This window comes from Mucilaginibacter sp. (assembly GCF_041663085.1).
Classification (GTDB): domain Bacteria; phylum Bacteroidota; class Bacteroidia; order Sphingobacteriales; family Sphingobacteriaceae; genus Mucilaginibacter.
In genome coordinates this window covers 1-12,828 of record NZ_JBAZRC010000022.1, presented here as the reverse complement: position 1 = coordinate 12,828, position 12,828 = coordinate 1, and the positions used below count along the sequence as shown (strand labels likewise).

General features: G+C 42.2%; 11 protein-coding genes. 5 read left to right on the top strand and 6 right to left on the bottom strand.

From position 1 onward, the window contains the following. Positions 1 to 24 precede the first annotated feature (24 nt). Positions 25 to 2,013, top strand: coding sequence for a YCF48-related protein (locus WC615_RS07085; RefSeq protein WP_372977412.1), 1,989 nt, complete (start codon positions 25 to 27; stop codon positions 2,011 to 2,013). A gap of 93 nt (positions 2,014 to 2,106) precedes the next feature. Here WC615_RS07085 and WC615_RS07080 read toward each other — a convergent pair whose 3' ends face one another. The 6 genes from WC615_RS07080 to WC615_RS07055 form a co-directional block, all read right to left on the bottom strand. After that, positions 2,107 to 4,779, bottom strand: a complete 2,673-nt coding sequence (locus tag WC615_RS07080) for a carboxypeptidase regulatory-like domain-containing protein (protein ID WP_372977411.1) — start codon at positions 4,777 to 4,779, stop codon at positions 2,107 to 2,109. Then, positions 4,776 to 5,711, bottom strand: a complete 936-nt coding sequence (locus WC615_RS07075; protein ID WP_372977410.1) for a GLPGLI family protein — start codon at positions 5,709 to 5,711, stop codon at positions 4,776 to 4,778. Before WC615_RS07075 ends, WC615_RS07080 begins: the two co-directional genes overlap by 4 nt. Positions 5,712 to 5,845: 134 nt before the next feature. Continuing rightward, positions 5,846 to 6,514 carry an RDD family protein gene (locus WC615_RS07070; RefSeq protein WP_372977409.1) on the bottom strand — a complete coding sequence of 223 codons (669 nt, stop codon included), beginning with the start codon at positions 6,512 to 6,514 and terminating at the stop codon, positions 5,846 to 5,848. Between the two features lie 46 nt (positions 6,515 to 6,560). Then, positions 6,561 to 7,562, bottom strand: a complete 1,002-nt coding sequence (locus WC615_RS07065; protein WP_372977408.1) for a LiaI-LiaF-like domain-containing protein — start codon at positions 7,560 to 7,562, stop codon at positions 6,561 to 6,563. Between the two features lie 2 nt (positions 7,563 to 7,564). Next, positions 7,565 to 8,179 (bottom strand): PspC domain-containing protein, encoded by a 615-nt coding sequence (locus tag WC615_RS07060; RefSeq protein ID WP_372977407.1) that lies wholly within the window; start codon positions 8,177 to 8,179, stop codon positions 7,565 to 7,567. Positions 8,180 to 8,203: 24 nt separating this feature from the next. After that, positions 8,204 to 8,917: an SDR family oxidoreductase gene (locus WC615_RS07055; protein ID WP_372977406.1), complete on the bottom strand. Its 714-nt coding sequence runs from the start codon at positions 8,915 to 8,917 to the stop codon at positions 8,204 to 8,206. Positions 8,918 to 9,011: 94 nt separating this feature from the next. On the opposite strand from WC615_RS07055, the gene WC615_RS07050 reads away from it, so the two are divergent. The 4 genes from WC615_RS07050 (at position 9,012) to WC615_RS07035 (ending at position 12,645) form a co-directional block, all read left to right on the top strand. Continuing rightward, positions 9,012 to 9,743: an MlaE family ABC transporter permease gene (locus WC615_RS07050; RefSeq protein ID WP_372977405.1), complete on the top strand. Its 732-nt coding sequence runs from the start codon at positions 9,012 to 9,014 to the stop codon at positions 9,741 to 9,743. Next, positions 9,740 to 10,492 carry an ABC transporter ATP-binding protein gene (locus WC615_RS07045; RefSeq protein ID WP_372977404.1) on the top strand — a complete coding sequence of 251 codons (753 nt, stop codon included), beginning with the start codon at positions 9,740 to 9,742 and terminating at the stop codon, positions 10,490 to 10,492. The genes WC615_RS07050 and WC615_RS07045 overlap by 4 nt, the downstream gene beginning before the upstream one ends. Before the next feature lie 111 nt (positions 10,493 to 10,603). Beyond that, positions 10,604 to 11,491, top strand: a complete 888-nt coding sequence (locus tag WC615_RS07040) for a class I SAM-dependent methyltransferase (protein WP_372977403.1) — start codon at positions 10,604 to 10,606, stop codon at positions 11,489 to 11,491. 89 nt (positions 11,492 to 11,580) lie between these two features. After that, on the top strand, positions 11,581 to 12,645 hold the full coding sequence (locus WC615_RS07035; protein ID WP_372977402.1) for a hypothetical protein: 1,065 nt from the start codon (positions 11,581 to 11,583) through the stop codon (positions 12,643 to 12,645). The last annotated feature ends 183 nt before the right edge of the window (positions 12,646 to 12,828 follow it).

The following is a 12,828-nucleotide window of genomic DNA, read 5'->3' as shown; positions in this document are numbered from 1 at the left end:
ACCTGTGCTTTTTTTTGAAGTTACATGAGAAAGACCCTAACCTTATTATTCTTCTTATTGCCTTGGGTTTCAGTTTTCTGCCAGGATAAATACTCAGCAAGGCTGCCGGTTAGGGGTTGGGTTACAGAGCTTGGCATCTCGCCATCTGAAGAGATATGGATTGCAACAAAAGCCGGCAATGTTTATTTCACAAATCACATTGGCAATACCTGGGGCATTGGGCCTTATGGCTCGTTAGATGGATTAGGAGGTATTAGCGAGACGTTCGAAAGAATTAATTTTTTTTCTGAAGACACCTTGATGATCTCAGGTTTTATACAAACCGGGGGCAATCCGAATTTTGTGTACTGGTCGGGTAATCACGGTAAAACCTGGGAAAAAATAGTGTTTGGAGTGGGTAGCTGGATTGATGCCGCTTACATAAACAATAACGGTAAAGCCTGGATGAGCGGTAGTTCGCAACTAATTTATCATACAAAAGATAAAGGCAAAACCTGGCAATCATTCGGCAAGGTTGAACCAACAGGTAACCTCAGGTTTGTAACCGTACATTTTGCTAAAGATGAAATCACTGGTCTGTTTGGTTCTACATGGAATGTAATATACAAAACAACCGATAATTGTAAAACCTGGCAAAAGATCCCTACTCCACTTACTCAAAAAAAGTATCGACGCATTAATAACAATGAAAGGCCCGAAATTTATAAAGTAAGAATTTTTGGAGACCATTATATTGTTAACCAACAGGGCAGAGTTTTTATTACCAAATCAAACGTTATCGACTGGAAATATCTCCCCGAAGCAGCAAACTTTGAAGTAACTGAACAAGATGGGTTATACATCATAAATAAAGATCTTTCAGTAAGTCTCTTTGATCCTCAATTTAATAAAATCTGGGATTCTGCTAAGCGTTTAGATAAACAACCTGTTGCAATTGCGGTAAAAAACGGAAAACTGTTCGCTTATGATTCTGATAAAATTTATAATATCAGCCCTAAGGACTTTGTTGCTTCAGATCTGTTGACAAACCAATTGCCTATCCCCGAACCAGACCTAAAAGTTACATTAACCGGCGAAGATTATGGTTTTTCAGGTGGCGATATCCTGCGGTTAGACAAAGATAAAAAGCAGTGGTATAGGTTCATGACGGTAAATTTTAAGATAGCAAACGCCTGTAGTTTGAACGGCAACCTAATCATAGCTGATGATAATCTAAAAAAATACTATCGTGTTAATATCGAAAACAAAATAATTAAGGAATTCAACCTTCCTAAAACTTTATATGACCCTGCGCAAATAGTTGAAATGCATTTCGAACGCGGTTACCAGGGTTGTTTCGCTTCAGGTAATTCAATACGGTCATATATCAAAAAGGGCGGCAGTTTTGTTTTGAGGCAAAAAACAAGCACCCCCTCCTACCTTGCGAATATAAAATCGACATTTAAGCAAGAGGAAGTTTTTAAACTGGCTGGCATCATAGATAACTCCCGCTTATTAAATGCTTCTTTAACCGACCTAAATATTTCAGGTGCCGATATTTTAGCCTACAAGCAAATGATAGATGGCGAAAAGAAGAAAATGAAAAAATCAAATATCCCCAGTTTTGATTTCGACAATTTTTATACATTCCCAGGCGACAACATAGATTTTGAATTTTATAAAAATGTAGCAGACTCATTATCATTTATACCCGAACAAGATATAAACGATGTGTTTTTACAATCAGAAAGTATTTTTAGTACTACCACTGTTTGGAGACGGGTAATATTTGTATTAAAGAACGGCGAAAAGTTGATAGCCGAAAATTTTGACTATAAACCCAACTATTTATTTACCCCTTGGGTGATTACGTACAACGGCCTTAAATTCAAAAGCAGCTCTATTAAATTTGGGCAACAGGTTGAAAAGATGATCAGCGGTCGTTTTTTTGATAATGCTGAAGTAACCAAAAAGAGTTACGCCATATTTAAGATAGCTGATTACTTATACCACAAGAAATTAAACAAAGAATAGCTTAATGGTTTTTATCGGGAATTCGGCACGCTTCCAGATAGCTGAAAGTTATAATTTCACTTGTATCATTACAAAACATTCTATTTCCACTCTCTATAAATTAAACGTAACCTTCGCCAGCAAAAACCGCCCCGGTATGGTGTACGAGCTGCTGGTAAATGTATTTGCCGACAGATACAGCGCGCTGTACGTTTTGGTATTGAACAGGTTTTGCGCGCTTATCTCTATATCTGCTTTTATTTTGTTGAATTTGTAGCGCATAGATGCATCTGCAAAAACATATTTCAAATCGTTAGACTGCTGCTGGTGGGTGTAGTAATGATCGGCAGAGGCACTCAGGAACAGGTTACCCAACGGGTTATAGTTTACCGCCCCCTGCTGTATCAAACGCTCAACTTTACTTTTTTGCGCTACCGCGGATGAACTGCTGGTTGTTTGGCTGTAATTGGCCTTGTAGGTAAAGTTTACTTTATCGCTCACCTTGGTGTCAGCACCTACACTATAAACGGTTGAAATGGTATTATAAGGCAGGATGATGTTATTTTGAATTTGGTTGAGCTTAGTGGTTTGTACCGATACACCCGCACTCAGGGTGGTACGTAAGCTAAAGGCATACTTGCTGATGTAGCCGCTCCCCATCCACGAATCCATATTATTATCAAACGGCAGCACAATACGCTGCTGTATGTTATTGGTTAATATGCTCGATGCTATGTTGTTGGCATTCATGTGCGTATAGCCTGCATTCACACTAAAAAAGAACAGCGTAATAGCCTTGCGGTAATTAAAGCCCAGGTTGGCCGATTGCGTTTTACGCTCGGTAAGGTCGGCATTGTTGGCATATAACGAGCGGTAATTTTGCAGGATATAACCATTGTAAACATCCTGGATGTTACCGATATCGTTACGGAAATTATAGCCTAACGAAACATAGTTTTCTACACTGGTTTGGTATTTTAACGATGCACGCGGGTTAAAATATAACCGGGTAAGGTCTTTATTCAGGCCATAATAACTATCCTTATAGCTTATCTGCTGCAAATTCAACGGCAACGAAACACCCACCTTCAATTTATCCCCCGGGATATCAAAACCGGCCTCGGCATAAACCTTACGGCGCTGCCAGTCGAGGTTGTTCACCGCGCTGTCTGATACCAAATTAACAGAATTATCCAGCTGAGTTACATTCAATGCTGATTGCAACTTTTGCGACTGGATACTAAACCCGGCCTTGTAGCTTTGCGTCATTAAATTCCCGGGGATCTTATAGCTCACATAATTATTGGTAAACCACGATGGTATATCAACCGTTTGGGTTAGCTGCCTGTAGGCAACGTTATTGTTAAAAATATCAGGGTTCAATCCCGGGTCAATCACGCGGTTCTCGGGCTCGGTGCTGCGGTTAAGATAACTGTAAAACTCTATTATCTTATTGCTTTTAAACGTGTTCATCAGGTTAAACTCGTTGGATATATCCATCAAATTATCCTTAAAAACCTGGTTAACGGGCGTACCGTTTGTGTTAAGCGCCGAGTAGCCGGTGTTGCGGCTGTAATCGGCAATAAAATTATTGTTCAGGTAGTACTTATCCTTGTTTACATTTAATGCAAGCTGGCTGTGCAAAATATCAGGCCTGCGCCGGTTGTTTTGTACCTCGGCGTACCTGATGGTATCATTAGGCAAATAATACTCGCTTAACTTGGTGTAGCTCTGTTTCTGGTTATCGCGCAGGTACGATACATTGGCACGCAACTGTACATCCTTTTTAAGGTTAACCAGGTTGTTTAAATTCAACAGACTCGACTGGTTGAACAGGTAACGGTTGCGCGGCAGATCAGGGTCGCCGGCGGTACCTAATGACAGTACCGTACCGGGTTTATCGTTATCCAACCTTGACAGGTAACTCGATAAATTGTGCGAGATGAGATCATTTGCCACATCATTACTGGTATTATTGGCTTTAAAGTAGTTGATGCCTTTATACTTATCCTTAAACATCATGGCGTTAAGGTCGGCGTAGTACTTATCGGGCAACCCACCGCCAACAGTTTCCTGCCCAACCCATTGCATTTTGGCATCTTTTTTCATGGTGAGGTTAAGGGCAACATCCTCGCTTACCACTTTATCCTTCAGCATTTTTATAGGCTGATGGTTTTCCATCACCTGTACCTTATCAACCACGCCATTAGGGATGCTGCTTGTGGCGATATTATACTTGTCATCCAGTAAATTATCGCCGCCTATGTACAGGTTAGATATGGCTTTACCATTGTAACTGATCTTACCATCTTTAGCAACATCAATACCCGGCAGTTTTTTGATCACATCGCCAATAACCCTATCCTGGGGGCTGCTAAAGTCTGACACCTTGTAATCAGTTGTATCGCCATGCACGCGCAGGCGGGGCCGGTTATCCTTAATAGTTACCGTTTGCAGCTGGTTAATAGCTTTGGCAAGCTTAAAATCATAAGCGGCGGCTACAGATGCAACCTGTTTACTTTGTTTGCTAAACCCAACACAGCTTACTTCAAGTGCCAGTCCGCTTTTATCGGCATCAGCGGGGATCTGTAGTGTATAATTCCCCTTGTTATCGCTGCTGGTGTAGGCAATAATTAAGTTGCTGCTATTTTTTAGGTTAATGCTGGCGTATGATATGGCTTTGCCCAGGCTATCGGTAACCGTACCTTTAAGGCTTTGGGCAAAGCCCGCGGCAGAGCACAGCATACAAAAAATGAATGCCGCGCCCAGTTTGTATATCCGGCTCATTTTTTCTCTGGCAGTTCTAACGGGTTATTGATAACCGGGCCTGACGAAACCTGGAACTTACTCGTGGAATTTGGGTTAGCGTTCATCCTGGCACTAGCACCCGAGCCACCCATTGCCGCTTGCATAAACGCCTGCGGGTCTTTTTTCATGGCTTCCTTTAGGTTAGTAAATTCTTTTTCGCTGGCTCTTATTCCTGTTGATGGCAGGGCGATAACAGATGGGTCGTCTACATCATCGGCCATGCCAACTAATTTTACAACCGTGCCACCGGTTTTTATGGTACCCGCTTCATCACCCGGCGCCGGTTTCTCCAGTTTGTCGGCATTATCCAGTCCGTCAAATTTAAATACTACTTGTTTTTTGTTATCGTAGGCTTCTACAATTAACCCCGGTAAGCCTATCAGTTTCCACGGGCCGCTGTGAAAAGGAACATCCGGGCAAAACCATGCTGTGTAATCCCTGCCGGCAAAATGCGCGGTTGCCTTCTGGCATTTCAGGCCCGAAAAGCTTGCGGTATCATTGGTTATCTTCCATTTAATAACCGGCATGGGTTCCTCTATCAGGTAGTTGTTTACCAGTTTCTCTTTCCTGATAAATTTTTTCTGATCGGCAAACGTAAAATACTCGGTATTGCTGGCCCGGCCGCCTTTAATCCTTATATTGATAGTGCCACCGCCACTTGTAGCAACCTGCTCCGCCACTTGTTTACGCATCAGGGCATCCTGCGTTTTACGGTCAAAACTTTTGTAAACGCTAGCGCTCCTGCCTAAAAACAAAACCATGTTCTCGGTATAAATATCATCGGGCTTGGTGGTATCGCGCAGGTGCGAAAACTTATAATGGGCTACCGCTCTGGTGCTATCGGGCTTTTGCGCTTTTGCAATTGTAGCTACAGCACACACGCCTAAAAATAAGGTAATTAGTTTTTTCATAACTGTGATATATCTTTAAACTTAAGGTTGATTAATAAATACATCACAAACATAACTAATAAATTAGTCATTCTACGAATAATTCGTAGAATTAACATTTTTTAACAATTATTTCGCGGATAAAAGGAAGAGAGTTATCCGTCGAGCCGGTCTTTAATCACCAGGGTTTCGGCAAGCATATCATGCAGGCATTGCTGTTTTTTGGTGAAAAAACACATCAGGTATCCAATAAAAAGAGTAGCTGTAGACAGGTATTTGCCCAGGTTACGGCCTAATGCCTGCGAGGAGGTTATTTGTTCGCCATAAATATCGCATACGCGGATCTTCATGAGCTGCTTCCCAATTGTACCCCGTTTAGGGCCGCTTTCCATTTTTGTATTGTAAACTATTTTGGCGATGGGGGTAAACGCTATAATGCCAATGGTAATGCCAATGCGGATCATCTTATTATCATCGCCGGGGAGGGCAACTAACAGTATCAGCATTACTACAAAGGCTAACAAAACAAGTGCTGCCAGTATAATAAGCCAATCTATAACGGCGGCGGTTGCGCGCTGGTCAAAGCTGCCAAAGTATTGCATGGGTAAAGGCCGCCTGCTAAAGCCAAATAGCTGCCTTAAAGCAGCTATTTCATGCGCTTCCTTGTAATCGTCCATCGCCGGGGTTTTTACAAAGTCGCCGGGTTTAATTTTATGCTCCCGCAATTGTTCAATACTGAACGGCCCCTCAGGCTTGCCTTTGATGACCAGGATATATTGGTCGGTAGCAGTAGGCTCAGAAATTAAATTGCCGGATGGTTGCATGATCTTCAAATTTAAACATTGTGCATCCCATCCGGCAATAAAACAATTAATATTTAATTACTTTAAAATCAGATATACCGCCTTTTAAATGTATAACTATTTTGTTTGTAGCAGCGCCAAAGCCCTGGGTTTCGTAAGTGTTATCCGCTTTTTTATCAAACCCGTTAAACTCTGTTGATGACAGGCCCGAGTCTGATGTGATACGGCATGCTGCGTTTGCAGGCACTTTTATCTCTACTTCTGATACGCCGGTTGATACTTCAACATTGGTTTCGGCAACAGGCTGGCCAAGTTTAACGTGGAATGATGCTGCACCACCATTGATGATCAAATTCCTGATCTTAAATGGCGCCAGATCAAAATCAAGTTCGGTTGCGCCTGCTTTTACATTAATATCCCATTGCGGGTTTGTATTCAGTTTAATAGTTGCAGAGTTGCCCTTATCAGTATCCCACTGGATGTGGCCTTTTTTATCTTTCATGTGCAGATCAAGCACTGGTACGGTGCCTTCCATAGTATGTGTATACTCATACCTGTTGTACCGCTCGCGGGTAGTTGCTGTAAAAAGCTGGTTGGTAGTATCCTTTAAAGTATATAAAGTACCGCCTCCGCTGATGTTAAGTTTGGCTACTGTTGCGGTTGCCGAATATGGCTCGGTGTAGGTGCTGCTGCCTTCAACTTTTACAATGCCGGTGCTATCGCTGTCATTGTCATCATCGTCATTGTCATCGTAGTCGCCTCCATCATTTTTGTACCAGCCATTGTCATTAAAATGCCAATTGCCGCCGAAAGGAGAAAACCAGCGGTTTTCGAAATGGCCAAATACCAGTAAGCCAAAACCCAGTATAACTACCCCTACTTTAAGGGCTGTAGCCCAGGGGGCCCTATTGTTGGCAAACACCAGGTTTACACCACCCATTATCAAAAATATGGGCCATAGGTGCCATAAATTGCCCCAGTGAAAATCTATTACATGATAATTATCTAACAGGAACACGGTTCCTAACAGAACCAGGATCAGGCCTGGTATAATTTTTTCGTATTTCATGATTATATAGTTGGAGTGTTATCGTTTGGTTGGTCTTCTGTTGTATCGGTTTTGGTTTCGGCGCTAAAGTCGGCCTCCTTTTTATCTTTATCGGCATGCCAGCCTTCTTTTTCCCATGGCTGTTTTTTTGTGCTAAATAATAAAGTTAAACCAACTGCTACCAATACTACAGGCCATAGTTTTTCAAAGTCCCAATCGGGAATAAAGTCGAACTGGTCAAGCAAAAATATAGATCCAAGCGCTATCAATATCACACCGAATATTACACCCGCGTTTGATGTTTTTTTAACCGGAGGGTACGGGCTAAACGGCTGGCCCACTGTATGTGGCGGCGGCACGGTATAATCCACCTTTACATCGCCAAAAGGCTGGCCGTATTTAGGGTTAAACCCGGGTGTAACGCCCGGCTGGTAGGTTGGGTCGGTATAATTGAACGGTTTTTTTGGCAATACTATCCACAATACAATGTATGGCAGTATACCTATACCTTTTAAAAACACAGCCAGTACAAATATTACCCGTACTACTGATACATCAACGCCGAAGTAATCGGCTAAGCCTGCACAAACACCGCCAACTGTTTTGCGTTGTTCGTCTCTATAAAGTTTCTTTTCCATTATCTTAGTTTAAGTGTTTGGTTACTATATCTGGCCCGGTGCAGGTTTTATTATCAGTTCGTCAACATTGGCACCGGCGCTCATATTTAATATGTTTGTTATTGCCGATGCTACATCCTCCGGGAGCACCATTGTGTTTTTGTCAACCTCAACGCCTTTCCAGGAATCTGTTAATGTCGACCCCGGGATTATTGCTGTTACTTTAACACCATGTCCCTGCATTTCGAGCCTCATTACCTTATTAAGACCTAATAACGCATACTTAGTTACACTATACACACCCGCCTCTGCTATGGGGTTTAGGGCTGCTACAGAGCATATGTTGAAAATATGCCCTTTACCGACAGAAACCATACTTTTACCGAAGAAACGGTACAGTTCATAGGATGGCATCAGGTTGGTATCTATCTGTTTTTGGAAAGAATCTTCGCTATCATTAAGTATAGAAACATGCTTGTACATACCCACATTATTCACAATAATGTCGACGAAACCCAGCTTTTTCTCGGTGAATGCGGCAAAATTTATTACCTCATCGCGCTTACTGCAATCGGCAAGCAGGGTAACAACCGTAATTTTAGGGTTAATTTTATGCAGCTCTTGCTTAAAAGCAGATAATTCTTGTTCGTTGCGAGAACAAATTGACAGGTTTATTCCTTGTTTAGCAAAAGCAATTGAAACAGCCCGGCCAATGCCTTTGGTTGCTCCGGTTATAATGGCGTTTTTAGTTTGTATCATGTAATAAATATCTAATTAAATTAAGTGAATTAGAACAGGCAATATAGCCTTAATATTAAAAAATGTATTTTTAACCCAATTTCACAGTTAGCAGATGTTTCAAAGTTTAGGAAAATATATACTATTACTAAGTTTAAGTTTTAAAAAACCCGAAAAGTTTAAGGTTTACTGGGCCGAAGTAATGCGCGAGATGGTATCAGTAGGTATTGGCTCATTAGGTATCATCAGTATCATATCGGTATTTATTGGCGCGGCTACAACCATACAGGTAGCTTTCCAGCTATCAAGCCCGCTGGTGCCCCGCAGTATTGCCGGCAGCATCTCTCGCGACTCCAACATCCTGGAGTTTAGCCCAACCATATCATCATTGGTACTGGCAGGGCGCGTGGGCTCAAACTTTGCATCAAACATTGGCACCATGCGTGTTACCGAGCAGATAGATGCTTTGGAAATTATGGGGGTTAACGCGCCGGGCTATTTAATAGCCCCTAAAATATTGGCCTCCATTACCATGATACCTTTGCTGGTTATCATATCAATAGCATTGGGTATTACAGGTGGTTACATTGCATGTATTGTAACCGGCAGCATTACCCCCGCAGATTATTTGATGGGTGTTAACGATGGTTTTGATGGCCTAACCGTAAGGGTTGCTTTAGTTAAAGCGTTTGTATTTGGCTTCATCATCGCTTCTATATGTTCTTACCAGGGTTTTTATACAACAGGCGGCGCGCTTGAGGTTGGCCAGTCGGCAACCCGGGGTGTGGTTTTTAGTTGTGTGTGGATCTTATTTGCCGACCTTATGATCACCAGTTTAATGTTATGATCGAGATCAAAGATATTTATAAAACCTTTGGCGATAATGATGTGCTTAAGGGCATCAGTGCTACTTTCCAAACCGGTAAAAACAACCTTATTATTGGGGGCTCGGGCTCGGGTAAAACAACGTTGCTAAAATGTATTGTGGGCCTGCACGAGCCTACAAAAGGCAAGGTATTTTTTGAGAATGAGAACTTTACCGATATGGATTTTACCGCACGTGTGCCCATCCGTACGCAAATAGGGATGCTTTTCCAGAACTCGGCCCTGTTTGATAGCATGACGGTTGAAGAGAACATTATGTTCCCGCTTAACCTGTTCACCAATCAATCAATAGCCGAAAAACGCGACCGAGCCAACTTTTGCCTGGAAAGGGTTAACCTTAAAGATAAAAACAAGCTTTACCCGGCAGAACTATCGGGCGGGATGAAAAAACGTGTAGGTATAGCCCGCGCCATATCCATGCAGCCAAAGTTTTTGTTTGTGGATGAGCCAAACTCCGGCCTCGATCCAAAAACTTCCATCCTGATAGATGACCTGATCAATGATCTTACCATTGAATATAACATGACCACCGTAGTGGTAACGCATGATATGAATTCGGTAATGGGTATTGGTGATCATATCATCTTTTTACACCAGGGCCAAAAATGGTGGGAGGGCTCAAATAAGGAAATTGCCAAAACGGACAATAAAGAACTAAACGACTTTGTATTCGCCAGCAAGTTTATGCAGGCAGCTAAAGAGAAATTATAGGTCTGTTAGTATCGAGTAGCAAGTATCAAGTAATTAGGCACGGCATTGACGCCTAAAATTCTGATATTTGTAAAATCTTGATACTTGATACTAACTACTTGATACTTTAAAATGATCCAACTGCTTACCCCAACCCACTGGAAAGATTACGAGCTGATTGATTGCGGCGATTTTGAAAAACTGGAGAGGTTTGGTAATACTATATTAATACGCCCCGAGCCGCAAGCTGTGTGGAGCAAAGCCCTTAGCCCTGCCGAATGGCAGCGCCTGCACCATATAAAATTTAAAGGCCGCAGCGCAACCGCGGGCGATTGGGTAAAGAAAGATCCTAAAACACCCGACCGCTGGCACATTGAATACAAGAACAATGATGTAGCTATAAAATTCCGTTTGGGGTTAACGTCGTTTAAGCACCTGGGTATTTTCCCGGAGCAGGCCGTTAACTGGGATTATATATCAGACAACATTAAAAAGTTTAAAACGCCAACACCAAAGGTGCTTAACCTGTTCGCCTATACCGGCGGTGCATCGTTAATAGCCCGTGCGGCAGGTGCCGATACCACACATGTTGATTCGATAAAACAAGTGGTTACCTGGGCAAATGAGAACCAGGAATTATCGGGCCTAAAAGATATCCGCTGGATGGTAGAAGATGCCCTGAAGTTTGTAAAGCGCGAAGTAAAACGCGGCAAAACCTACAACGGCATCATCCTTGACCCACCCGCATACGGCAACGGGCCCAATGGCGAAAAGTGGAAACTGGAAGATAACATTAACGAGATGATGAGCGATGTAATGCAACTGCTTGATCCTGAAGAACACTTCCTGATACTCAATACCTACTCGCTTGGTTTTTCATCGGTAATTATCGAAAACCTGATCAAAAACGCGTACCCTAAAGTTGAAAATTTAGAGATTGGCGAATTATACCTGCAGGCTACAGCGGGCTCTAAATTGCCGCTGGGCGTATTTGGTAAGTTTTATAAAAATAAAAGCTAACCAAGTACTATATTTATATTAACAAGCATTATATTTAACCACACATTAAAGCCGGTACACCGGGCACACACTCATACCCCATCGATCCTATGAAGTTAAAAAGCGTTATTTTCCCCGCACTATTCGCGGTATGTTCATTAGCATTAATCTCTTCGTGCAGCCAAAGCGGCAGCGATAAAACAGCCGCTAAAAAAGCCGGCGACACCACCGCGAAAGCTAAAGGTGAAGAACCCGATACTTTAAGTATTGTAAAATCAACCTATCCGCCAACAGATAAAGCCAAATACGACGAACTTTTAAAGTTTAACGCGCATAACGATACCAGCGGCAGATGGCCGGTGAAAAACCAGCCTTACCCGGTGGGTGGCGCTATTTTACCATTTAAGCGTGTGGTTTCTTTTTACGGTAACCTATACTCTAAAAAGATGGGGATCCTTGGCGAATTGCCGCCAAACGAAATGCTTGCCAAACTAAAAGGCGAAGTAAAAGCATGGGAAAAAGCCGACCCAAAAACGCCGGTACAACCAGCCTTACACTACATTGCTGTAGTTGCACAGGGCGATGGTGGTAAAGATGGCAAATACCGTTACCGTATGCCATTTAAACAAATTGACAGCGTATTAGTACTGGCCAAAAAAGCGCATGCCATTGTGTTTTTAGATGTACAGGTAGCCTTAAGCAACATACAGGCAGAATTGCCTCTGTTTGAAAAATACCTGAAAATGCCACAGGTACATTTTGGTATGGACCCTGAGTTTTCTATGAAGGATGGCAGCAAACCGGGTAAAAAAATAGGTACTTATGATGCTGCAGACATCAACTACGTATCTGGCTATTTAGCCAATATTGTAAAAAAGAACGGCTTACCTCCAAAAATTTTAATAGTACACCGTTTTACTAAAAAGATGGTTACCAACTACAAAAACATCAAATTACGCCCTGAAGTGCAAGTGGTTATGGATATGGACGGCTGGGGCGAACCCGACCTGAAAACCGGCACCTACCGTTACTTTATTAACCAGGAGCCGGTACAGTTTACAGGCTTTAAATTGTTCTACAAAAACGATATCAAGAAAGCACCTCACCACATGCTTACACCACAAGAGGTATTATCAAGATACAGCCCGTATCCAATTTATATCCAGTACCAATAATAAATCCGAAGTCGAAAGTCTTTAGTCAGGAAGCCTTAAGTTGAAATATCAGCTTAAGGCTTTTTTATTGGAAACTAAATCGCATTTTTAACTTCTGACTAAAGGCTCTGGACTTAAGACTTTATATTATGACAAAATGGGGCATCATTGGCTGCGGGCGTATTGCGCACCGTTTTATGCAGG